This window comes from Asaia sp. A2, assembly GCF_057319415.1.
On the sequence record NZ_JBXWTO010000023.1, the window covers coordinates 1 to 20,680 of the forward strand.

Genomic DNA, 20,680 nt, shown 5'->3' on the forward strand with positions numbered 1-20,680 from the left:
GCACAAGGGGCCGGGCGTGCAGGCGGCGATCGAGGCCGCCGGAGCCAGCCTGCGGTTCCTGCCGCCTTACAGCCCGGACTTCAACCCGATCGAGATGGCGTTTTCCAAACTCAAGGCCCATCTCCGCTGCGCCGCCGAACGCACCCGCGACGGGCTTTGGAAGAGGATCGGCAAACTCATCGATCAGGTCGCGCCCGCAGAATGTGCCAACTTCTTCACCGCCGCTGGATACGAGCCAGATTGAGAGGAAAACGCTCTAGAGAGAGGGCGTTCCCCTCTCCCGCCCCGGCTCACACGCGGGGTATGTTGTTCTTCTTGGTCCTGAATTCGTCGGCAATGCTCAGCACATAGATGCCGAACCCGCCAAGCGAAAGCGCGAGCCCCACCCAGCCAACTGACGTCCATCCAAGCCCCGCCGAAATCGCAAGCCCACCCAGCCAGGGGCCGACCGCATTGGCGATGTTGAAAGCACTCTGGTTCAGTGCAGCGGCGAGGCCTTCCGCGCCAACCGCCACAGTCAGCAACCGCGCCTGCACCACAGTGGCAAGACCGCCGCTGGCACCGATCATGAACACGTTGATGGCGAGAGGCACGAATTTATGCGCAGCCTCGGGAAAGCCCGCCATCGATGCAGCCCCCATGAGCAGCACACCCGCAAGGGTTGGCATCATCTTGTGATCGGCAAGCCAGGCACAGACCAGCGTACCGATTGTCATGCCCACACCGAAAACCGCCAGCATGATCGGCACATAGGATTCCGGTACCTGTGTAACGTTGATCATGATCGAGGCGAGATAGGTATAGACGCAGAACACGCTGCCAAAGCCCACCGCACCGATGGCAAGCGTCAGCCAGACCTGTCGCAGCTTGAGCGCCGTGAATTCGTTGAGGATACTGGCATCCTTGCGTGGCGCATCCTTGGGAGCAAAGATACTCAGCAGAGCGGCAGTGCACAGCGCCAGAAAGGCGATAAGAGCGAAAGCCCAGCGCCAGCCGACAATCTGACCGATACCATTCGCCAGCGGCACACCACCGATGGTGGCAATGGTCAGGCCCAGAATGACACGGCCCACAGCCTGGGAGCGCTTGTTGGGCGGCACAAGTGATGAGGCCAGAATGCCGGCAATGCCGAAATAGGCGCCATGCGGCAAACCACTGATGAACCGGCAGGCGAGAAACAGCACATAATTCGGTGCAATCGCGCTGACACCGTTACCAATCATGTAAAGCAGCATCATGCTGATCAACATGGTACGTCGGCTGATCCCTGCGCTGAAAAGCGCAATGGTTGGTGCCCCGACGCACACACCGGCGGCATAGAGCACAATGGCATGGCCCGCCTCCGGGTCGGTCACGCCAAAGCTGTGCGCGATCATCGGCACGAGGCTCATGGCGGCAAATTCTGCCGTGCCGATTGCAAAGGCCCCGAGCCCAAGACTAAAAAATATGATGCGAATATCGCGCATCGACCGAGCCAGATCGCCAGATCCCAAGCTGCTCATGCCACCCTCAGCCAGTATGAAGAATGATTCCCGTGAATAAGGGCGCGCCCATGGACCTTACCGCATACCCCGAGACGATTTCTGCCCTTACCCTAGCTTCGGACCAATACGAAGAGGCTCTGGCGCAAAATGATGTCACCGCCCTTGATGCGTTGTTCAGTAATCAACCGAACGTGATCCGCCTCGGCGCGACTGAAAACCTTTTCGGGCCGGAGGAAATTGCCGCCTTTCGCCGACAGCGCACAGGAGGCGCTCCCCCCCGTGAACGTCTGCGACGCGACATCATTGCGCTCGGTGTCGATGCCGGTTGCGTCACCATCCTGTTTCGCAATCCGCGTACCGGACGCATCGGACGTCAAAGCCAGACCTGGATCCGGCAGGGCGCGGCGTGGAGAGTCATTGTCGCGCATGTGTCGTTTCTCGACTGAGCCGCCGACGTCTTATCGTTCAGTATTCAGGATATGAGACACAGGATAGAGCCAACAAAGCATCAAGGGTTGTCGTGGCTGGCGACGGCGTCCTTCGCGCCATGATGAACTATTCGACATGAATAAGAGCCCCCATTTGACGAAGCTTTGGCGCAACCGGTTTCCCTCGGGCACGTTTGGGGATCATCGCTTTGCGCGAATGTCCGACATCAAACTTGTTAGGGTAGATCAATGACCACGAAACACGCGATGCACACGACCCAGAATGCTCTGAAGTCCAACGCCAAGACCGTGTCGATTGAAACGCTCAATGCCCGCCTCGCCGATCTGATCGATCTGGCGCTGATCACGAAGCAGGCACACTGGAACCTCAAGGGGCCACAGTTCATTGGCGTGCACGAAATGCTCGATGGCTTCCGTGACAGCGTTGACGATCTGGTAGACAAGGTTGCCGAACGCGCTGTGCAGCTCGGCGGCACCGCCTACGGCACAGTGCAGGATGTTTCCAAGAAATCGGCCTGCACGCCCTACCCCACAGACGTCTACAAGATCGCCGATCATATCTCCGCCTTGATCGACCGCTACGCAACAGTCGCAAACAACGTGCGTGAATCCATCGATGTGACGGATGAGGCAGGGGATGCTGACACGGCCGACCTGTTCACCGAAGCCTCGCGCGCGCTCGACAAGCATCTGTGGTTCCTTGAAGCCCACACGCAGGAGCCGACAGGCGAAATGCGCGATGGCGATCACAAGGGCGCTCGATAAACGCTTTTTTCCTTCCTTATAGGAAGAAATAATCAGAGCCCTGTCCCCAATGAGGCGACAGGGCTTTTTTTATGACCCATTAGTCGGGTCAGATACGACTTTCTAAATCTCTCTATAAAAACAATTAATATGCGCCCAATATTTCATCGCCAATCTGCATCTTGATGAAATTTAACGCTCGAAAACAATTGCACACCGTCAAGAGTCTAAAAATAGCGTAACCGATATAGATTTTAGATGATCTTTGACGGAAATTCTCTGCGGTGCCCTCGGGCTCGTAACAGAGGGTGAATTGTTTTGAGCATTGTCACAATTGTAGGGACGTCAGGCACAGCCATTCAGGTCACAGTCGGGGGTGGCAAGGCGCAGGCGCTCGCGCAGACCTACGCGCAGCAGATGTCTGATGCCTATACACGCAACAATCTCACGACTGTCCTGCTTTCCGATACGAATGCCAAGGTGACAACCGGGAGCAACACGCTGCTCCAGGGCTTTGTCACCACAGGCGGCAGTTTCGCCCCTCTTGGCACCTATGACTTCATTGGCGTTGGCGGTTGGGCTGGTTCTGGCAACCAATCCAGCCAGGGTCTTTTGGGGGATCGCGTAACCATTGACGGCTCCGGCATCGATCCGACAGCCACCCTTTCCGTTCTCGGTGGCAGTACGGCCGGCCTGACCTACGAAGCGGGCGAAAGCAACGGGAACTTTCTTGGCATATCCGGTGATAATTATTTCAACGGCAATACACAAAGCGCCAGCTGGACCATCATAACCGGTGAAGGCAATGACACGATTCTTGCGACAAACGGCGTCAACACGATCGATGCCGGGACAGGCCGCAACCTGATCCAGCTTCAGCAGGGAACGAACGATGTCATGTCCGAAGGACAGGACACCATAACCGGGCAGGAAGGTGGCAAGACCTCCCTCACCTTGGCGGGCGGCAATACCCTTGTCACTCTAGGCAGCAACAGTCTCGTCATTGATGATGCCACCACCGGCAGCACCATAAAGGTAGGCAGTGACAGTACGGTGCAGTCAGGTCAGGGATCGACGATTACATTCACGGGCAATAACGGCACGCTTTCCGGCGCCACCAACGACACGGTTTCGGCACTTGGCGATCTGACCGTTCTTCGAGGTAGCGGGCACGCACTCAGTGTCTCGGGTTCGCTCCGGTTCATCGCTGGCACTGGCTCGACCAATATCGCCGCGAATCAGGCGACACTCTGGGGTGCCGACGGCCTTACTGCCAGCATTGATGCGACCCAGGCAGCACTCTGGACGGGCAACCAGTCTGGAAGCAGCAGCGTGGAAATGATCGATGCCTCGTCGTCTCACGGCACGTTCGAGGCCTGGACCGGAGCAGGACAGCAGACGATCATCGGCAGTCAGGCAGCTGATCACTTCGTATTCGGTACGCAATACAGCGGGCACGACGGCGAGACCTATGCCACCGTAACCGGCGGCACAGAAGCAGCGAACACATTCGGCGTACTGGCCGGTCATACAGCAGGTGACATTACCATCACCGATTTTGCAGCCGCGAGCGGCAACAAGTTTTTCATGTACAACTACAAACCGGCTGACGCCGATGCCGCCATCAAAAACCTGCTGGCAACGGCGACTGTTTCAGGCGGCAATACCGCCATCATGCTCGATAACAACATGAAGGTAACGTTCATGGGCGTGACTGATCTGAAGGCCAGCAGTTTCGATATCAGTTGATCCACAGCCATCCTTTGACGGCATACAGGGTTTTCAAGATGACGCATAAGCAAAGATGTGTCGTCTGATCAATACAGGAACATTCTTCCCGCCTACCCGGCTTTACCTGTCCGCAGCGCTCTGGATCAGCGATTTACGAAAGCCATATTGCTTTCGTTGTAGCGCTTGCCCATGACCTTTTCGGCAGAAAGCGCCTGATCGAGAATGGTGATAGTCTGATGGTCGAGACGCACATCCAGTGCGCCGAGATTTTCATCCAGATAACTCTGCCGCTTGGTACCCGGAATGGGCACAATGTCCTGCCCCTTCGCCATCAGCCATGCCAAGGCGATCTGCGCTGGTGTCGCATCATGCTGGCGCGCGATGACCCCGACAGTCTCTGCGGCCTTCTGATTGGCTGCAAAAGCCTCGCCCTGAAAACGTGGATCAGAATGGCGAAAATCACTTGCCGGATAGGATTCCGCAGGCTTCGCCGTTCCGGTCAGGAAGCCACGGCCCAGCGGGCTGAACGGCACGAAACCAATCCCCAGCTCGCGCAGGGTGGGCAGAATATCGACCTCTACGTTACGTTCCCACAACGAATATTCGCTCTGCACCGCTGTGACGGGATGCACGGCGTGAGCCTGCCTGATCGCGGTTGTGCCAGCTTCCGAGAGGCCGAAATGCAGAACCTTCCCCTCCTCGACAAGCCGCGCCACCGCGCCCGCCACATCGGCCATGGGCACGGCCGGGTCCACACGATGCTGATAGAGCAGGTCGATATGGTCGGTCTGCAGACGTCGCAGCGACGCCTCGACCACTTCCCGGATATGATCGGGGCGACTATCGACGCCGCAGGATTTTCCATTGTCGATCTTGAAGCCGAATTTTGTGGCGAGCTTGAGGGCGCTGCGCCGTCCTGCCAGAGCGCGGCCCAGCAGCTCCTCATTCAGAAATGGCCCGTAGACCTCAGCCGTATCGAACAGGGTAATGCCACGCTCTATCGCGCGGTCGAGTGTGGCCAGGCTCTCGCGTTCATCGGCAGCACCGTAGGACTGGCTCATCCCCATGCAGCCCAGCCCCAAAGCCGAGACGCGCAGCCCTGATGCTCCAAGAACGCGATATTCCATAGACCGACCCCTTTACCTGCAAAACTTCCAATCCGGCAGACACAAAGCGGGGCGCGGGTCAGGGTTTCTTGCGAGACGATGGTCTTTTGGCAGGTTTATCAAGCAAGCGGCTCAGATACCCCACCATGAGCGCCTCATCGGCGCTCAGGCTCGTGCGTGCGCTCTCCTGTTCCAACAGGGTCTCAGCCTGACGGGCAAAGGCTTTACGCAGGCTTCCGTCTAGATAACCGGTCAGGATCTGCGGATGGATATAGCATTTGCGGCACACGGACGGGGTGTTCCCCAGTTGGGACGCGACATGCTCGATCGTGCGCAGGATGTTTTTCTTGGCCCTGGCCCGGCTGTCGCTTGCCTCGAGGCTGGACAGCGTCAGCGCTGCCAGATGGGTCGCCGCCCAGGTCCGGAAATCCTTGGCGGTGATATCCTCTCCGCTGATTTCCTGCAGATAGGCATTCACGTCCTGAGAGTGGATCTCGTGCGGTTCGCCCTCATCATCGAGATACTGGAACAGTTTCTGTCCGGGCAGATCCTGCAGCCGTGAAATCACGCGGACGAGTTTGGGGTCGCGCACGTCAAGATGTGCCTCGATCCCGTGTTTGCCCCTGAAGTCCAGCGCCAGCTTTCCTCCCTCGATATGCGCGTGCCGGTGCCTGAGTGTCGTCAGGCCAAAGCTGCGATTATCCCGGGCGTAGGTCTCGTTGCCAATACGCGCCATTGTGCGTTCCATAAGGCGCACCACGGCAGCCAGCACGCGCGCCCGATTGAGGCCGGGATGTCTGAGGTCGTCATCCACGCGCTGTCGTATCAGAGGCAGCTTGTCGCCAAAGACCAGCATACGCGCGAATTTGTCCTCGTCACGGATCAGGCGCCATCTGGGGTGGTAGCGATATTGCAGCCGGTTCCGGCTGTCCTTGCCCACCGCCTGCAGATGCCCCTTCGGGTTGGCGCAAATCCATACGTCCCGATAGGCGGGAGGAATTGCGAGCCCCTTGATACGGGTGAGTTCTTCCGGGGCGGTGATACGATCTCCCGAAGGGTCGCGATAGAAAAAACCCTTACCTGCGCGATGGCGGGTAATACCGGGGCCGGAGCGGTCCACATAGGTCAGGCGAGCGGACCGGGCGTGTTGACGCGCCTCCTGCTCGGCACTCGCTGTTGTCTGGCTTTGCATGGCGCCCATTCTCCCGCTTCGCACGGGCTGGTCCCCGTGCATGGGTGGAGAAAAGCGCGACAAGGGCAGGAGGGTTCCCCCTCCTGCCCCTGCCCTGCAAGTCCACGGCCGGACCCGTGCCCGATTGTCCCCGCAGACGTTACTCCGCAGGCAAACGGATCAGATAGTCGAAGGCGGAAAGGGCGCTCTTCGCCCCCTCGCCCACGGCAATCACGATCTGCTTGTAGGGCGTCGTCGTCGCATCGCCTGCGGCAAAGACGCCCGGAACAGAGGTTGCGCCGTGATCATCCACCTTGATCTCGCCAAAATCGTTCAGTGCCAGCGTATTGCGCAGCCACTCGGTGTTGGGCAGCAGCCCGATCTGGACGAACACACCTTCCAGATCGATCCTGTGGTCCTTGCCATCGCCACCGCGATAAGTCAGGCCGTTGACCTTGCTGCCATCACCTTCAATGCGGCTCGTCAGCGCCTCGGTCAGAACCGTCACATTGGGCAGGCTGCGCAGCTTGTCCTGCAACACCTTGTCAGCCTTGAGCTTGGAGCTGCGCTGCAACAACGTGACATGACCGACGATACCCGCCAGATCGATGGCCGCCTCGACACCACTATTGCCGCCGCCAGCCACGGCAACACGCTTGCCCTTGTAGAACGGGCCATCGCAATGCGGGCAATAGGCCACACCCTTGGTGCGATACTGCTCCTCACCCGGCACACCCAGCTGACGCCAGTGGGCTCCTGTGGTCAGGATGACCGTGCGGCTGTGCAGGATCGCACCGCTCTCAAGCGCGATGCCATGCAGCCCACCCGGCCGTGCAGCGGGGAAGAGTTCCTTGGCACGCTGACCGGAGATGATCTCCACATCATAGCTGCGCACATGGGCTTCGAGCTGGGCGGAGAGCTTGGGTCCCTCAGTTTCCTTGATCGAGATGAAGTTCTCGATCCCGGCCGTGTCCATGACCTGACCGCCAAAGCGATCAGCCACAAGCCCCGTCCGCAGTCCCTTGCGTGCAGCATAGATGGCAGCCGACGCACCGGCAGGGCCGCTGCCGATGATCAGCACATCGAAGGCAGGCATGTCCTTCAGACGTTCTGCCGCACGACGCGGGGCGTCGTCATCCAGCTTGGCAAGGATCTGGTTCACGTCCATGCGGCCAGAACCGAAGGCCATGCCGTTCAGATAGACCTGCGGCACAGTCATGATGTTCTTCGATGCCACTTCCTCCTGGAACAGGGCACCGTCGATGGTCGTGACATTGATGGCCGGGTTGATCATGCTCATGGCGTTCAGGGCCTGCACCACATCAGGGCAGTTCTGGCACGACAGCGAGACGAAGATCTCGAAGCGGAACTCGCCTGCAAGCCCCTTGATCTGCTCGGCAATTGCCGGCTCGATCTTGGGCGGATGGCCACCCGCCTGAAGCAATGCCAGCACGAAGGAAGTGAATTCATGCCCCATCGGGATGGCCGCAAAATTCACGCCATGTCGGCTGTCGCCACGACGGATCAGGAAGGACGGACGACGCTCGCTGACACCGTCTTCCGAATAGGTCACTTTATCGGAAAGGGCAGCAACTTCCTGAAGGAGTTCACCCATCTCCCGCGCTTTCGCGCTCCCGTCGAGGGACGCTTCAAGCACGACCGGGTGGCCCAGATTGGCGAGATAGGTCGAAAGCTGTGACTTGATGGGGTCCTGCAACATCAGGCTGATCCTGCTCTTTCCGAAAAACTGCGCCGGATTATTCCGGCGGGGTTGGCCCGGCATGAAAGCCGGGCCAGACGACCTCAGATCTTGCCGATCAGGTCGAGCGACGGAGACAGGGTGGCTTCACCCTCTTTCCACTTCGCAGGGCAGACTTCGCCCGGATGCGACGCCACATACTGGGCTGCGCGGATCTTCTCGATCAGCTCGGCAGCCGAGCGACCGACGCCACCGGAAGTGACTTCGATGTACTGGATCTTGCCTTCCGGATCGATCAGGAACGTGCCGCGATCGGCCATTCCGGCTTCCTCGATCATGACATCGAAGTTGCGGCTGATCGTGCCCGTCGGGTCGGCCAGCATCACATACTTGATCTTGCCGATAGCCGGCGACGTGTCGTGCCATGCCTTGTGTGTGAAGTGCTTGTCGGTGGAGACCGAGTAGATCTCGACGCCAAGCTGCTTGAAGGTCTCGTAATTCTCCGCGAGGTCTTCAAGTTCGGTCGGGCAGACGAAGGTGAAATCAGCGGGGTAGAAGAAGAAGACAGACCACTTCCCCTTCACATCGGCTTCAGACACCTTGATGAACTTGCCATCATGATAGGCGTCGGTCTCGAAAGGCTTCACGGTCGAATTGATGCGTGGCATGCGATATGCTCCCTTTTCACATCTCTGTTTGATGACGGGCTCGTTGTCCCACGAACACGAACGCCCCGGAAATCGTTTCTGTCAATGGCAGATATAGGCAAAACCGCTTTCACAAACCGGTCGCATTGGTCCTATCTATAGACATGACCTATATACCTCTTTCCGGGCTTTCCCTGCGTGACATCGAGTATGTGGTGGCTGTCGATGATCTTCGCAATTTCTCGCGTGCCGCCGAACGATGTGGTGTAAGCCAGGCTGGATTATCGGAGCAGGTCCGCAAGCTCGAAATGCTGCTCGATGTCACACTGTTCGAGCGCTCACGCCGCCATGTGGCCCCGACGCCCGATGGTATCCGACTGATTGCCATGGGCCGCGAGGTTCTGGCATCTGCACGCGCCATGATCGAAGCGGCCCGTGCCCGCACGGGCCCGTTGGAAGGATTGCTGCGCATAGGCGTCATCGCAACGCTGGGCCCCTATTATGTGCCGAGCCTTCTGCCCCTGTTGCGCCGGTCCTATCCGGAACTGAAATTGCAGCTGACCGAGAGCCTGACCAACACGATGCTGGCCCGCCTGCGTCAGAATGAGCTGGATCTCGTCTTCGCGGCCCTGCCCATTTCGGGAGAGAGCTTCGAGACCGCGCCCCTGTTTGAGGAGCCCTTTCTGGCTGTCTTCCCTCGCACGCACCCTCTGGCAGAGCGTGAAACCCTCGCCATGCAGGATCTCGCGAGCGATCACGGCGAAAACGGGCTGCTGCTTCTGGAAGATGGCCATTGCCTGCGTGACCAGGCGCTGGCTGTCTGCGGCATGATGCCCATGCGCGACCAGCAACGCCTTGCAACCAGTCTGGAAATGCTCTGGCACATGATCGGTGCCGGCGAGGGCTATTCGCTCATTCCGCAACTTGCCCTGCGCAACCGCGCCGAATGGGACGAACTGGTAGTCACACGCGCGCTTCCCTCGGCCAGTCGTCAGATCGGTCTGGTCTGGCGCAGCTCCGATCCGCGTGGCCCGGCCTTTCGCGAGTTTGCGTCCTTTCTGGCACGTCATATCCCTGAAGGGTGCCGACCAGCTGTCACCGCCTGAGACGACGCCCGGACATCATGGGCCGCGCCCCTTCTCGTCACTGAACCGGATCGAGGCCTCGCGGGAGGGTAGAACCAACCTGGCGTCGTCTGTGCCATGCAAATGCACCGATCAGATCTGCCGGCCATATTAACTGCATGGAATTAATCTGATGCAGGATATCTAGAAAAGCCAGCTCCAGAACCCCTTATCCTTGAGGTCGTTCTCACAGCTGGCATATTGCGCCGCATAGACGTTTGCCCGTGCACCTACCTTGCGCGCGACGGTCATGAGCCACCCCTTGCTGGCATAGGAGCGCTTGCGATAGCCGCCCCACCCTTCATGGTAGGCAAGATACTGCCTCATGCCATCCGTCACCGGCACACGGTTCTGCTTGTGGGTATTGGTCATGTACCAGTTGATGAAATCGAGCGAGTCGGAAAAATTCTCCCGACTTGCGCTCGTGTCGGTCGCTCTCTGATAATCCTGCCAGATATCCGTCTTGGCCTGCGGGTACCCGTAAGCTGTGGTGACATAGCCCCAGGGAATGAACCACAGGATATAGGTGCGCTTCGTATGCAGGTTACTGTGATAGCCGGATTCCTGATACATGATCGCCATAGGAACGGAGAATGGTACGTTCCATTTCTTCTCCTGACGCAGCGCCGCGTGGTACCAGCCCCGCTTTTCGTGAAAGACCGAGCAGATATCATCAGGATGCGCAGGCGGCGTGGGCGTACAGGCAGCGAGGCTTAAGGGCACGAGGCAACCGCCTGCGAGGCCAAGACGCCTCACCGATTTTCTGGACGACAAGATCGACACCACCCCTCGGAACCTGTTGCCACACCACGCCCCGACATATCGTCCGGGCGCTTCTGTCATAACACAAATTATGTCGGGCTTATGGTTGATCGGCTGGCGTGGCAGCACCAGGAGTATCTTTCGGTACCGTGCAGTGCCCCCTGGAAAGATGCTGACCCGATCGCCCTGGCACTCCCTCATACAACACAAAGGCTTTGGCCCCTTACTGTCGTACCGGGTATAGGGTCAAAATGGGATGGCGGTGAGCTCTGATGCCTTCTAAGCACAGCCCTTACGCTGCCCATCGTCATCAGGACGCGGCTGGACCATCCGCCCCTCCGGCTGCGATCTGGTGCCTGGCCTTAACGACCGCCTGAACGTCGAACCTCTGCCCCCCGATCAGCCTGACAAGACAAGCCGGGGGCTGCTTGAGCGGTTCAGCGCTCCGTCGTGACGCCGCGCCATTCATCGCGGGGGACGAGCGAGAGATCAGCAGCGCAGCTGCCCACCATGTAGCGATCAGCGTCCCAGGACCAGATTTCAGGGGCGTTTAAGGGCTCCTCGCCGCCATAGGTGGGGAGTGAGGATGCCAGGCCAACTTCGCCAGTCTTTATTGCCTCGTACAGGCTGTCCAGTGTCGGATACATCATGGGATTTTACCTCCTCGTCGGGCCTTCTTGTTCATCCCCGGTATTGTTTTCCGGGTTGGATGCAGAACCAGCCGCAGGCTTCGGGGTTTCGGTCAGACCCACTGCGGAATCCCTCACTTTTCCGACAGCGTCACACAGGGGGATCGTCGCACGCCACCCTTGAGCAGTAATGAAAACCATGACCAGAGACCCAACTTTCACGAACCCGGCCCCCGCCCATGACACCGTTCAGCCTGCAGGCCAGAGAAGTAAGGCCGAGCGCGATGAAGCCGAGCGGCGACGTCGGCTCGGGCTGCTGATCGACCGCTTACCCGCACGCCTCGCGAAAACCGTGCGCTGGCTGCTTGCACCGTCGCGGATCTGGATCCGTATTCCGGCGGGGCTTCTCTTCATGGTCGGAGGTTGCCTGGCTTTCCTGCCCGTCCTTGGCGTCTGGATGCTGCCTTTAGGCTTTTTTCTGCTGGCGGAAGATATTCCCCTCCTGCGTCGATGGAGCGGCAGGCTCCTTGCCTGGATCGAGCATCGTCATCCCGGCTGGATGGGGCTCGACTCCTGATTGACGCTGTGCCGACACAGGCAGGGTGGGGCGTTCATTCCACTCAGGGATAATGAGACTATCCGGTCATCGGCAGGCGCGTAGCCCGGTGGCCGGAGCAAACTCAGTGCGTCGGGTTCGCCGCTGGCGCCGGTACCGGATTGGTACGCACGCACGCCGTCTGCGCCTTTGCAGAAGGATCGCAGAGCGGCAGTTTCTCGGCGGTGGGGATGGGCCAGAACAGCCTTATGCCGAGCGATATCAGCACCAGAACAAGCGCAACGATCGCCCAGGGCATGATCGAGGGGAGTTTGCGCGGCGGCTCGGGGTCAGGCACCCCGTCCTTCATGATGCGATGCAGATCGCTCACCAGGTCAGCCCTTGACCAGAACGGCCTGCATTTCGTCCCATTCGCGCTTGCTCAACCCTGAATCAGCCTGTGTCACACTCTCACCGGCCAGCTGGCGCTGCAACACAGCAATCATGCCTGCCGAGAAAGTGAACGCGCCCAGTCGGTAGTCCTCGAAGGCCGATGCCGTGATGGGCACCCAGGCACGCAGGATATCGAGCATCGCCTCGGCATAGACCCGGATCTCATACTGCGCGTGGCTGTCAGCACGCAGGCTCAGGAAGTGCAGCAGGTTATGGAGGTCAATCTTCCAGTACCACTGCGTATAGGTGTTGAGCGTCAGGTTCATGCGCGCAAGTTCACGCGCCAGACCATAGCCCTCGGGGTCGAGCATCGTCTCGTAATTGTCGTAGCAACGCGAGGCGTCCTGACGCAGCAGGTCCAGCACCTCGGCGGCCTTGTCGGGCGAAAGCGCCTCGGCACGACCCTGACGGTTGGAAACGCTCTGGGCGGAAACCTGCGCGGGATCGGGCAGATAGAACTCGCGGTCGAGAATCGAATAACGCGCCGAATACTCGTTCACGTTCGCCATACGATGGCGAATCCACTGGCGCGCCACGAATACCGGCAGCTTTACGTGGAACTTGATCTCGCACATCTCGAACGGCGTCGAGTGACGATGACGCATCAGATACCGGATCAACCCGGTATCCTCGGACACCTTCTTGGTGCCGCGCCCATAGGACACGCGCGCAGCCTGTACCACCGCGCCATCATCGCCCATGTAATCGACCACACGAACGAAACCGTGGTCGAGCAGCTCGATCGGATTGAAGAGAATCGCCTCCAAGGCAGGCACGGTCGGCCGGCTCGTCTGAGAGGGCGTAAGGCGGGAGGCGTCGATCTCGGCGCGTTGTTCTGGTGTCAGCGGCATAGGCCGAGGCTTACCACAGGAATACCGGCTTAGACACCTGCACTTCGCCTTGCGAGACAATTTGTCCGCTTCCGACACCCCTACATATCAGGTGCCATCAGGAAACCGGCACTCATGGTTCATCACGATTCAACCGGCTTGGTGTGACGCGCGGAACGCGGCAGCAAACCACCCCTTGCCGGGCGCACAGCAACACCCTATATGCATCGGTGCCGGAGGGCTTGCCCTTGGCTATGGCGATAAACGGTAAGTGGAATAATCGTTACGGACCCGGGGGCAGTGCCCGGCGTCTCCACCATTCCTTCCCGAGGGCTCTGCCCAACGGAAAGTCAGGGGACGAAACAGGCTCGACGTGCGTGGTAAAGACTTATCTTTTGCCCGGCATTGTACCGCCGTTATCGGGCTAAATCACAAGTGCCAATGATAACACAAAGGTGCTCGCTGTCGCTGCATAAGCGATAAGCGCGGTTCGGGAGGGCACCGGGCAACAGAAGCCCTCCCACTTTTCAAATCAACATGAACTCCACATAGCAACCCCAGAGGCCAGTTCTGCCAGAACAGCCATCGCCCGGAGTTTCGGGTGTGGCGCGCTCCCGCAAGAAGCGTCCTATGGCGCGACAGGGCCACACAATGCGGTCGGGGCGGGTTCAGCCTGAGCATGGGTGAAATACCACGTCTCCCCGCAAGGCCTTGCCATCCCGCATGAAACGTCGCATCCCTGCGTGATCAGTTTTCGCAAGATGGATCTTCCAGAATGAATGATGATCAGGGTGACGGCATGGATCACGAACTGCCAGAAAGCCTGCTGCCTTACGATGAGTGGGTTGAAGATGCCTATCGCGAAGTCATGCTGCGTGCTCTCGATTATGCGGGCGCCGAAGGGCTGCCGGGCGAGCATCATTTCTACCTCACCTTTCTGACCGATTATCCGGGCGTCATCATTCCCGATCGTCTGCGTGCGCAATACCCGCATGACATGACAATCGTGCTGCAGCATCAGTTCTGGGATCTGAAGGTAGACCGCGACGCCATGACGGTATCCGTCGGCCTCTCCTTCGGGGGGATCGGCAGCGTTCTCGTCATTCCCTTTGCCGCCATCACGGCCTTTGCTGACCCGCATATCCGCATGGCCCTGCGCTTCACGGTTGCACCGGGCGAAATGGCCGCTGAAACCGAAGAGCCCGAAGCCGAACCCGAGGAGGCCGAAGCCACCCACCCGGCGGCCAGCGAGGATGGCCAGGTTGTCAGTCTCGACGCTTTCCGCAAGCGCCCTCACTGAACGCGACTACCGCGCTCTGACGACACCCCCCCCCCCCAAAAGGGCGTCCTTGCGGCGCCCTTTTGTCTTCCAGTCATCCTGACCGGCACCGCAGTAGACCGGCCTTGATCCTCAAGCCGCGTTCACAAGCCCCAGAACGAGCTTTTCCATTTCCGTCCTGACATTCTTGTCGGCCTCGCTCCTGACCAGTTGAGGGGCAAGTTTGAGGAGGTGCAGCAGCACGACGCCACGCGCAGCGGCACTGGCTTGTGCTCCGGGTTCTGCCTTCTCCAGAATATGCACCACACGGCCCTGAAACTGGGCGCGCCACTGCGCCGTGTGGTGCTCGGCGTCGGGTCGTGCCGCCAGAAGCAGCGTCGTGTAATCGCGCTCCTCACGCTTATCCAGCCAGACATCCAGCAGCGCACGGGCCAGTTCTCCCCCCGCTCCGGGCTGGACGGTCTCGCAAAGCTGATCGAGCACGGCAAGGCGGTCATGGATGAACCGCTCAAGAAGTGTCGCGGCAATGCTCTCCTTGGTGGGAAAGAACCGGTAGAGCGACCCGATGGCCGTGCCCGAGCGCGCGGCGATCTCGGTCATGGTCGTCCCATCGACCCCTTTTTCGGCAAAAACTGCCCCGGCAGCATCGAGGATACGCGCCACTCTCTCGCGCCCGCGCTGCCTCTTGGGCGCAATTGCGTTTGACTTATGCGAGGATTCCCTCGCATAAGTGGCGGGTGACGTTTCCATCAGAGAAGGGTTCTCCCATGCTTGCTCTCGATCCCAAGACAACGGCGCTCGTGCTGATCGATCTTCAGAAAGGCATATTGAGTATGCCCGTCACCCCCCATACGGGCCAAGAGGTTCTGTCGCGCAACATGAAACTTGCGGAGCAGGCCCGTCAGGCCGGTGCCCCGGTCATTCTGGTGCATGTCGGCTTCGCCCCGAATTTTGCCGATGCGCCGCCCCATAACGTGGACAAGCCTCTCGCCTCGTCCAGCCCCCTGCCCGCAGACTGGAGCGACTTTGCCCCGGACCTTCAGCAGCCGGGTGATCTTGTCGTACTCAAGAAGCAATGGGGCGCCTTCACAGGAACCGATCTGGATCTGCAACTCCGCCGCCGGGGCATCCGGACGATCATCCTCGCCGGTATCGCCACGAATTTTGGCGTGGAATCGACCCTGCGTCACGCCTGGGAACTCGGCTATGATGTGGTCGTGCCCGAGGATGCCTGCACCTCGCTCAATGCCGATCTGCACAGCATGGCGGTAACCCATGTCTTTCCGCGCCTGTGCCGTGTCACACGCAGCGACGAGATCGCGTTCGACGCATGAAAGGTCAGGCGTCGCTCTGGCTGGGGCTGATTACCCTTTCCGCTTTGCTGGGTGGCGGGCTCACCCTGCTGGGCCTGCCTGCTGCCCTGCTGATCGGCGCGATGGTCGCGGCCATTGCCGTGGCCGTTTCGGGCCGTGTCATACCGCTGCACCGCACGCTGCCCGTTGTGGCTCAGGCGGTCATCGGGCAGCTCATGGCGCATAGCCTGACCCTTGGCGTTCTGCGTGAAATCCTGTCGCAATGGAGTATCTTCCTGGGTGGGGTGTTCTCGGTCATCGTCATGAGCTTTGCCCTTGGCTGGGTGCTGGCGCGCTTGCGCGTCATGCCCGGCAGTACGGCCCTGTGGGGTGCCTCTCCGGGGGCTGCCACAGCCATGCTGCTGCTTTGCGAGGCCTATGGCGCGGATCAAAGGCTTGTGGCCTTCATGGTGTATCTGCGCGTGTTGCTGGTAACGCTCACGACATCGATCATTGCCCATATCACCAGTGCGCACCGCCCTGTGCCGCATGACGCCAGCACCTCTCACGCCAGCCTGACCAGTCAGGTCGGGATGCCGGAAACAGCCCTTCACCTGATCGGCCATGAAGCCGCGACGCTGTGGCCCTGCCTTGCCGTCAGTGCCTGCGCGGTTCTGCTGGCGCGTTTCGTGCGTCATGGTGCCGCGCCTTTGCTGCTGAGCATGGCGGGCGGGGTTATCCTTCAGGCTGGTTTCGGCGTGCATTACGCCCTGCCCCATTTCCTGCTCGTCCCGAGCTATATGGTGATAGGCTGGATGGTCGGGCGACGCTTCACCCGCGATGTCATGCACCATGTCTGGCGCACCCTGCCCGCCGTCACACTTTCGACGCTCATCCTGATTGGCGGTTGCGCCCTGCTGTCCTGGCCCCTTGCCCATATTGCCCATGTGGATGTGCTGAGCGCCTATCTGGCGACGAGCCCCGGCGGCGCTGACTCGATTGCCATTATCGCAGCCTCGACCCCCATCAACATGCCCTTCGTCATGGCCATGCAGGTGGCGCGCTTTTTGTCGCTGCTGGTGATTGCGCCGCGCATTGCGACAACGCTGGCCCGGTTTCTGCCCCCCGAGCCCGATGCTGTCTCTAGTCAGACGGCCCGGAACACTGATAGTGCTTGATATACGCCCCCGCCAGCCGAGGTTCGATCCTTCATGCGCTTCACTGTTGATCGTCTAGACCATATCGTTCTTACGGTTCGTGACCGTGCACTCTCCGCCAACTGGTATCAGCGTGTCCTTGGGATGGAAATCGAGGAATACGGTCGCAACAACCGTGTCTCCCTGAGCTTCGGTGGCCAGAAGATCAACCTGCGCCCTATGGAGTCAGAAGGCTGGACGACCGCGGAATCCGCTGCCCCGGGTGTCAGCGATCTGTGCTTCACCACCGCCATCGACTCGGAAAACATCATCCGTCATCTGGATAAATGCGGTGTGGCGGTCATTGAGGGACCGGTCACCCGTATCGGCGCCCTTGGGCCCATTACGTCGGTCTATATTCATGATCCTGACAGGAACCTGATCGAAATCGCTTCCTATCAGGGGTAAGACCTCACCCTTCTATCGGGTCATGACTACATGTCAGGGCACTGGCCATTATCTGCCATGCCCTGACCCGTGAGGCGTGCCTTACCAGTTCTTGCTGATCAGCCAGAACTCTTCCGAGGTAAGGGTCACGAGCCCACCTCCCGGCAGGCTGGTCTCAGCAGCGGCGCTGGCCAGCGCCTCGATACGTTCGACCATGATCGTCTTGCGGACATGGGTTTCGGACTGTTCCTTCACCTGACCCAGCGCAGTGAGGGCAGATTTGGACGCCTTGGCGACACGCGCGGCATCGAGAGCAGCATAGGACATGGTTTACCTCCGTAAGAAACGTTCCCCCAATCTAGCGGAAAACAGCCATCACTCCACCCCCCGATACGGGGGTGGTTTTCCACGCTGACATAGCGCGAAGGAGATGGCGTCTGACGCGGGAAGCATTAACCGTTCCAAGAGTACCCAGGCCTCAGCCCGCGCGATGCGCTGTCAGATCGAAAACCACCGACACTTCAAGCGCCACCCACTGCCCTGTCGACCACGGTCCCTGCCCCACGCCGAAGCGACTGCGCAGCAGATCGGCATGGCCTTTCGCATGAGCGGTCTCCCCTGTGACATCCAGGGTGAAGTCCAGCGTCACGGGTTGCGTGACACCGCGCAGGGTGAGTGTGCCGCTGGCCTGATACTGATCGCCCTGAACACGGCGGATTGCGTTCGACACAAAATGGGCTTTGGGGAACGTCGCTGTGTCGAACCAGTCCGATCCGGGCAGGGCCGTGTCACGTTGCCTGTCGCCGGTTTGTGCGCTGGCCAGATCGATTGTCATGTCGATCTGCCCTGTCTCAGGGTGGGCAGGGTCGAGCGCTATCTGCGGCTCATACTGCGTGAAACTTCCCTCAAACAGCGTCCCGGTCTGGGTTCCGGTAAAACCGAACCGGCTATGCGCCTTGTCCACCACCCAGCTTGAGGGCAGCCCCTTCGCAGAGGGTCCGGTGACATCCTGCGCACTGGCAAGGGTCGCTCCTGCCATGGGCACAAGAACTGAAAACAGGGCAATCATCTGCCGCGCAGGCAAGGCGCGAAACTGAACATTCATCGACGGGATCTCCGCAGAAAACTCGGCAGCATGCGGGCAAGCACCTCGTCATGCAGCACGAAATGGTGGCGCAGGGCCGCAAACCCGTGCAGCACAATGAGCGCAATCAGCAGATAGGCCCCATAGGCATGGATCGCCGAGAAAACAGCCTCGACCGGCTTCTTGTCAGGCAGTGATGAGAGCCATGGCAGATCAGGCCAGGGGATGACGCCAAACAATACGGTCGGGATGGCAAACACCGAACTCGATACAACGGCCCAGCCCGTAAGCGGCAGCCCGATCATCTCGGCATACAGGGCAAGATGGGCCAGCCCTGCCAGACGCCTCTCACCCGGCGCCATGTCCGGGGGTAGAGGCGGTGGCGGACGAACGAACCGCCACATCAGACGCAGACAGGCGGCGATCAGGATCGTGATGCCAATCGATTTGTGCAGCTGATACAGGGCAAACAGTCTGGATGGGCTAAGCGTGCCATGGACCATGACCAGCCCGATGCCGATCAGCGTGAGGATACCAAGAGCCATGACCCAGTGAAGCGTTATGGCAACCGGGTCATAGCGCCGCGTGGACCCCGCCCCGTCTGCGGGGCGGCTTGTGCTTTGCGGTGCGTCGCGACGAGTCATTCTCTTCTTACCCAACTGACCTGACCCATGCCGGCGTCATGCTGTCCGATCGGAGAACGGCACCGATCCACTTTGAAGGGCCCGGATATCCCGGGCCCTTGTCAGGGGCGTTGTGCCCCGCTCAGGACTGGCGCTCGAAAGCCGCAGCGATGTGCAGGGTTACGGCATCGCCCACCAGCGGGACGTAGCGCGACACACCGAAGGCGCTACGCGAGATGGTCGCATTGCCTTCAAACCCGACCGTCTCCTTCTTGTCGAGCGGGTTGACGCCGCTGCCGATCAGCTTCGCCTTGAAGGTGACAGGACGCGTGACACCATGCAGGGTGAGATCACCACTGATGCTCGCCATGCCGGTGCCATTGCGCACGATATGCGTCGAAACGAAATGCGCCGTCGGGAACTTGTCGGCATCGAACCAGTCCGCGCCCTTGAGTTCACCATCCAGCTTGGCCACCGTGGTCTGGACCGAGGCGATCGGCAGGGTCACATCAAGCTTCGCCGCGTCGATATGGGCCGGGTCGAGCGTGAGCGACCCCGATGCCTGCGAGAAAAAACCCGAGAAATTGGTGAACCCCATATGCAGGAGCGTAAAGCCGACCTGCGTATGATAGGGCTCGACCGCATAGGTGCCGGCCTGCACGGCCTTGGGGTCAGGGGTCCCGCCCTTCTGGGCATGAGCCTGCGGCAATGCCGCCAGAGAGGTGACGAGCGTGAGACCGGCGAGGAAAGACTTGTTCACAACCGATGATCCTTGCATGAGGGTTGACTGATCAGAAAGAAAGGGCGGCGATCTCGGCCCGGGCGGCCTTGAAGGCGGCCTCACGGGCTTCCGGCCCGCGGCTCAGACCTTCGGCGCGGATCCAGGTGATGTCTTTCAGGCCCAGAAAGCCCAGAACCGCGCTCATATAGGGCTCCTGATGGTCCATGACGGCAGCCGGGTTGCCCGGTGTGTAATTGCCGCCGCGCGTCGAAATCAGCACGACCTTCTTGCCGGGGGGCACAAGGCCAGCGGGACCGTTCTCGCCATAGCTGAACGTCTTGCCTGCCACCACGACACGGTCGATCCAGTTCTTGAGCTGGGCCGGGACGGTGAAATTGTACATCGGCACGGCAATGACGATCACATCGGCGCCAAACAGCTCATCCACATGAGCATTGCCACGCGCCAGATCGGCCTGAATCGTCTCGTCGGTCACCTCAGCGCCGAACCGCGCTGCAACATGTTCGGCGCTGAGCACCGGGATCGGGTGCGCAGCCAGATCGTGATAGGTGATTTCAGCGCCGGGATGCGACGCCTTCAGATGCGAGATCGTCTCGGCCGTCAGGACCCGGCTGGCCGAATTGTCACCAAGAATGCTGGAATCGATATGAAGAATTTTCATGGGCTACGCTCCTGAATACAGCGTCGATGAGGCGACGGGCGGCCCGTATCGG

General features: G+C 60.0%; 25 protein-coding genes and 1 other RNA gene. 11 read left to right on the forward strand and 15 right to left on the reverse strand.

The genetic code is table 11. The features are described from left to right. On the forward strand, nt 1-244 hold a 244-nt coding region (locus tag ACWNRM_RS13970), incomplete at its 5' end, for a transposase (RefSeq protein WP_485171356.1). Nucleotides 245-290: 46 nt separating this feature from the next. Here ACWNRM_RS13970 and ACWNRM_RS13975 read toward each other — a convergent pair. Continuing rightward, nucleotides 291-1,502 carry an MFS transporter gene (locus tag ACWNRM_RS13975; RefSeq protein ID WP_485171355.1) on the reverse strand — a complete coding sequence of 404 codons (1,212 nt, stop codon included), beginning with the start codon at nt 1,500-1,502 and terminating at the stop codon, nt 291-293. A 50-nt stretch (nt 1,503-1,552) separates the two neighbouring features. On the opposite strand from ACWNRM_RS13975, the gene ACWNRM_RS13980 reads away from it, so the two are divergent. The 3 genes from ACWNRM_RS13980 (at nt 1,553) to ACWNRM_RS13990 (ending at nt 4,426) form a co-directional block, all read left to right on the forward strand. Continuing rightward, a complete protein-coding gene (locus ACWNRM_RS13980) occupies nt 1,553-1,930 on the forward strand; it encodes an AtzH-like domain-containing protein (RefSeq protein ID WP_485171354.1) in 378 nt (125 codons plus the stop codon). A 231-nt stretch (nt 1,931-2,161) separates the two neighbouring features. After that, nucleotides 2,162-2,698 carry a DNA starvation/stationary phase protection protein Dps gene (gene dps, locus ACWNRM_RS13985; RefSeq protein WP_485171353.1) on the forward strand — a complete coding sequence of 179 codons (537 nt, stop codon included), beginning with the start codon at nt 2,162-2,164 and terminating at the stop codon, nt 2,696-2,698. A gap of 297 nt (nt 2,699-2,995) precedes the next feature. Then, a complete protein-coding gene (locus ACWNRM_RS13990) occupies nt 2,996-4,426 on the forward strand; it encodes a calcium-binding protein (RefSeq protein ID WP_485171352.1) in 1,431 nt (476 codons plus the stop codon). A 125-nt stretch (nt 4,427-4,551) separates the two neighbouring features. Here the strand turns inward: ACWNRM_RS13990 and ACWNRM_RS13995 are convergent, their stop codons facing one another. The 4 genes from ACWNRM_RS13995 to ahpC all read right to left on the reverse strand — a co-directional run bounded on the left by ACWNRM_RS13995 (nt 4,552) and on the right by ahpC (nt 9,052). Then, complete coding sequence (locus tag ACWNRM_RS13995) at nt 4,552-5,535, reverse strand: aldo/keto reductase (protein WP_485171351.1); 984 nt, start codon at nt 5,533-5,535, stop codon at nt 4,552-4,554. Between the two features lie 58 nt (nt 5,536-5,593). Further along, nucleotides 5,594-6,706 carry a DNA topoisomerase IB gene (locus ACWNRM_RS14000; RefSeq protein ID WP_485171350.1) on the reverse strand — a complete coding sequence of 371 codons (1,113 nt, stop codon included), beginning with the start codon at nt 6,704-6,706 and terminating at the stop codon, nt 5,594-5,596. A 139-nt stretch (nt 6,707-6,845) separates the two neighbouring features. Continuing rightward, nucleotides 6,846-8,405, reverse strand: coding sequence for an alkyl hydroperoxide reductase subunit F (gene ahpF / locus ACWNRM_RS14005; protein ID WP_485171357.1), 1,560 nt, complete (start codon nt 8,403-8,405; stop codon nt 6,846-6,848). An 83-nt stretch (nt 8,406-8,488) separates the two neighbouring features. Beyond that, on the reverse strand, nt 8,489-9,052 hold the full coding sequence (ahpC, locus tag ACWNRM_RS14010) for an alkyl hydroperoxide reductase subunit C (protein ID WP_023979070.1): 564 nt from the start codon (nt 9,050-9,052) through the stop codon (nt 8,489-8,491). 143 nt (nt 9,053-9,195) lie between these two features. Between ahpC and ACWNRM_RS14015 the strand changes: the two genes are divergently transcribed. Further along, a complete protein-coding gene (locus tag ACWNRM_RS14015) occupies nt 9,196-10,137 on the forward strand; it encodes a hydrogen peroxide-inducible genes activator (protein ID WP_485171349.1) in 942 nt (313 codons plus the stop codon). A gap of 162 nt (nt 10,138-10,299) precedes the next feature. On the opposite strand, the gene ACWNRM_RS14020 is transcribed toward ACWNRM_RS14015, so the two are convergent. Both ACWNRM_RS14020 and ACWNRM_RS14025 read right to left on the reverse strand, forming a co-directional pair. Further along, nucleotides 10,300-10,929 (reverse strand): transglycosylase SLT domain-containing protein, encoded by a 630-nt coding sequence (locus ACWNRM_RS14020; protein WP_485172240.1) that lies wholly within the window; start codon nt 10,927-10,929, stop codon nt 10,300-10,302. 425 nt (nt 10,930-11,354) lie between these two features. Then, nucleotides 11,355-11,567, reverse strand: coding sequence for a hypothetical protein (locus ACWNRM_RS14025; RefSeq protein WP_485171347.1), 213 nt, complete (start codon nt 11,565-11,567; stop codon nt 11,355-11,357). Nucleotides 11,568-11,745: 178 nt separating this feature from the next. On the opposite strand from ACWNRM_RS14025, the gene ACWNRM_RS14030 reads away from it, so the two are divergent. Further along, nucleotides 11,746-12,123 carry a hypothetical protein gene (locus ACWNRM_RS14030; RefSeq protein WP_485171346.1) on the forward strand — a complete coding sequence of 126 codons (378 nt, stop codon included), beginning with the start codon at nt 11,746-11,748 and terminating at the stop codon, nt 12,121-12,123. A 103-nt stretch (nt 12,124-12,226) separates the two neighbouring features. Here the strand turns inward: ACWNRM_RS14030 and ACWNRM_RS14035 are convergent, their stop codons facing one another. Together ACWNRM_RS14035 and thyX are read right to left on the reverse strand one after the other, a co-directional pair. Further along, complete coding sequence (locus ACWNRM_RS14035) at nt 12,227-12,472, reverse strand: hypothetical protein (protein ID WP_485171345.1); 246 nt, start codon at nt 12,470-12,472, stop codon at nt 12,227-12,229. A gap of 4 nt (nt 12,473-12,476) precedes the next feature. Continuing rightward, complete coding sequence (thyX, locus tag ACWNRM_RS14040) at nt 12,477-13,385, reverse strand: FAD-dependent thymidylate synthase (protein WP_485171344.1); 909 nt, start codon at nt 13,383-13,385, stop codon at nt 12,477-12,479. A gap of 171 nt (nt 13,386-13,556) precedes the next feature. Between thyX and ssrA the strand changes: the two genes are divergently transcribed. Continuing rightward, nucleotides 13,557-13,889, forward strand: a transfer-messenger RNA (tmRNA) gene (gene ssrA / locus ACWNRM_RS14045). A gap of 250 nt (nt 13,890-14,139) precedes the next feature. Next, nucleotides 14,140-14,664: an SspB family protein gene (locus ACWNRM_RS14050; RefSeq protein WP_023979078.1), complete on the forward strand. Its 525-nt coding sequence runs from the start codon at nt 14,140-14,142 to the stop codon at nt 14,662-14,664. Nucleotides 14,665-14,775: 111 nt separating this feature from the next. Here the strand turns inward: ACWNRM_RS14050 and ACWNRM_RS14055 are convergent, their stop codons facing one another. Beyond that, on the reverse strand, nt 14,776-15,393 hold the full coding sequence (locus ACWNRM_RS14055; protein ID WP_485171343.1) for a TetR/AcrR family transcriptional regulator: 618 nt from the start codon (nt 15,391-15,393) through the stop codon (nt 14,776-14,778). A gap of 17 nt (nt 15,394-15,410) precedes the next feature. On the opposite strand from ACWNRM_RS14055, the gene ACWNRM_RS14060 reads away from it, so the two are divergent. From ACWNRM_RS14060 to ACWNRM_RS14070, 3 genes are read left to right on the forward strand one after another with little or no spacing between them, the layout of a single operon-like run. Continuing rightward, complete coding sequence (locus ACWNRM_RS14060; protein WP_485171342.1) at nt 15,411-15,977, forward strand: hydrolase; 567 nt, start codon at nt 15,411-15,413, stop codon at nt 15,975-15,977. Beyond that, a complete protein-coding gene (locus ACWNRM_RS14065; RefSeq protein ID WP_485171341.1) occupies nt 15,974-17,113 on the forward strand; it encodes an AbrB family transcriptional regulator in 1,140 nt (379 codons plus the stop codon). Before ACWNRM_RS14060 ends, ACWNRM_RS14065 begins: the two co-directional genes overlap by 4 nt. Nucleotides 17,114-17,146: 33 nt before the next feature. Continuing rightward, nucleotides 17,147-17,539 (forward strand): VOC family protein, encoded by a 393-nt coding sequence (locus ACWNRM_RS14070; protein WP_023979082.1) that lies wholly within the window; start codon nt 17,147-17,149, stop codon nt 17,537-17,539. Between the two features lie 81 nt (nt 17,540-17,620). Here the strand turns inward: ACWNRM_RS14070 and ACWNRM_RS14075 are convergent, their stop codons facing one another. The 5 genes from ACWNRM_RS14075 to ACWNRM_RS14095 form a co-directional block, all read right to left on the reverse strand. Then, the gene (locus tag ACWNRM_RS14075) at nt 17,621-17,845 is read right to left on the reverse strand and encodes a hypothetical protein (protein ID WP_023979083.1); all 225 of its coding nucleotides are present in this window, start codon (nt 17,843-17,845) and stop codon (nt 17,621-17,623) included. A gap of 151 nt (nt 17,846-17,996) precedes the next feature. Next, nucleotides 17,997-18,623: a YceI family protein gene (locus ACWNRM_RS14080; RefSeq protein WP_485171340.1), complete on the reverse strand. Its 627-nt coding sequence runs from the start codon at nt 18,621-18,623 to the stop codon at nt 17,997-17,999. Then, complete coding sequence (locus ACWNRM_RS14085) at nt 18,620-19,246, reverse strand: cytochrome b (RefSeq protein WP_485171339.1); 627 nt, start codon at nt 19,244-19,246, stop codon at nt 18,620-18,622. The genes ACWNRM_RS14080 and ACWNRM_RS14085 overlap by 4 nt, the downstream gene beginning before the upstream one ends. A 121-nt stretch (nt 19,247-19,367) precedes the next feature. Continuing rightward, nucleotides 19,368-19,985, reverse strand: coding sequence for a YceI family protein (locus tag ACWNRM_RS14090; protein WP_485171338.1), 618 nt, complete (start codon nt 19,983-19,985; stop codon nt 19,368-19,370). Nucleotides 19,986-20,016: 31 nt separating this feature from the next. Continuing rightward, nucleotides 20,017-20,628 (reverse strand): FMN-dependent NADH-azoreductase, encoded by a 612-nt coding sequence (locus ACWNRM_RS14095; protein ID WP_485171337.1) that lies wholly within the window; start codon nt 20,626-20,628, stop codon nt 20,017-20,019. Nucleotides 20,629-20,680: the final 52 nt, after the last annotated feature.

What these genes read in the sequence shown, in the direction of transcription:
- ACWNRM_RS13975 (WP_485171355.1), bottom strand. Translation starts at nt 1,502, where the DNA reads ATGAGCAGCTTGGGATCTGGCGATCTGGCTCGGTCGATGCGCGATATT.
- ACWNRM_RS13980 (WP_485171354.1), top strand. Translation starts at nt 1,553, where the DNA reads ATGGACCTTACCGCATACCCCGAGACGATTTCTGCCCTTACCCTAGCT.
- dps (WP_485171353.1), top strand. Translation starts at nt 2,162, where the DNA reads ATGACCACGAAACACGCGATGCACACGACCCAGAATGCTCTGAAGTCC.
- ACWNRM_RS13995 (WP_485171351.1), bottom strand. Translation starts at nt 5,535, where the DNA reads ATGGAATATCGCGTTCTTGGAGCATCAGGGCTGCGCGTCTCGGCTTTG.
- ACWNRM_RS14000 (WP_485171350.1), bottom strand. Translation starts at nt 6,706, where the DNA reads ATGCAAAGCCAGACAACAGCGAGTGCCGAGCAGGAGGCGCGTCAACAC.
- ahpF (WP_485171357.1), bottom strand. Translation starts at nt 8,405, where the DNA reads ATGTTGCAGGACCCCATCAAGTCACAGCTTTCGACCTATCTCGCCAAT.
- ahpC (WP_023979070.1), bottom strand. Translation starts at nt 9,052, where the DNA reads ATGCCACGCATCAATTCGACCGTGAAGCCTTTCGAGACCGACGCCTAT.
- ACWNRM_RS14015 (WP_485171349.1), top strand. Translation starts at nt 9,196, where the DNA reads ATGACCTATATACCTCTTTCCGGGCTTTCCCTGCGTGACATCGAGTAT.
- ACWNRM_RS14025 (WP_485171347.1), bottom strand. Translation starts at nt 11,567, where the DNA reads ATGATGTATCCGACACTGGACAGCCTGTACGAGGCAATAAAGACTGGC.
- ACWNRM_RS14030 (WP_485171346.1), top strand. Translation starts at nt 11,746, where the DNA reads ATGACCAGAGACCCAACTTTCACGAACCCGGCCCCCGCCCATGACACC.
- thyX (WP_485171344.1), bottom strand. Translation starts at nt 13,385, where the DNA reads ATGCCGCTGACACCAGAACAACGCGCCGAGATCGACGCCTCCCGCCTT.
- ACWNRM_RS14050 (WP_023979078.1), top strand. Translation starts at nt 14,140, where the DNA reads ATGAATGATGATCAGGGTGACGGCATGGATCACGAACTGCCAGAAAGC.
- ACWNRM_RS14055 (WP_485171343.1), bottom strand. Translation starts at nt 15,393, where the DNA reads ATGGAAACGTCACCCGCCACTTATGCGAGGGAATCCTCGCATAAGTCA.
- ACWNRM_RS14060 (WP_485171342.1), top strand. Translation starts at nt 15,411, where the DNA reads ATGCTTGCTCTCGATCCCAAGACAACGGCGCTCGTGCTGATCGATCTT.
- ACWNRM_RS14065 (WP_485171341.1), top strand. Translation starts at nt 15,974, where the DNA reads ATGAAAGGTCAGGCGTCGCTCTGGCTGGGGCTGATTACCCTTTCCGCT.
- ACWNRM_RS14070 (WP_023979082.1), top strand. Translation starts at nt 17,147, where the DNA reads ATGCGCTTCACTGTTGATCGTCTAGACCATATCGTTCTTACGGTTCGT.
- ACWNRM_RS14075 (WP_023979083.1), bottom strand. Translation starts at nt 17,845, where the DNA reads ATGTCCTATGCTGCTCTCGATGCCGCGCGTGTCGCCAAGGCGTCCAAA.
- ACWNRM_RS14080 (WP_485171340.1), bottom strand. Translation starts at nt 18,623, where the DNA reads ATGAATGTTCAGTTTCGCGCCTTGCCTGCGCGGCAGATGATTGCCCTG.
- ACWNRM_RS14085 (WP_485171339.1), bottom strand. Translation starts at nt 19,246, where the DNA reads ATGACTCGTCGCGACGCACCGCAAAGCACAAGCCGCCCCGCAGACGGG.
- ACWNRM_RS14095 (WP_485171337.1), bottom strand. Translation starts at nt 20,628, where the DNA reads ATGAAAATTCTTCATATCGATTCCAGCATTCTTGGTGACAATTCGGCC.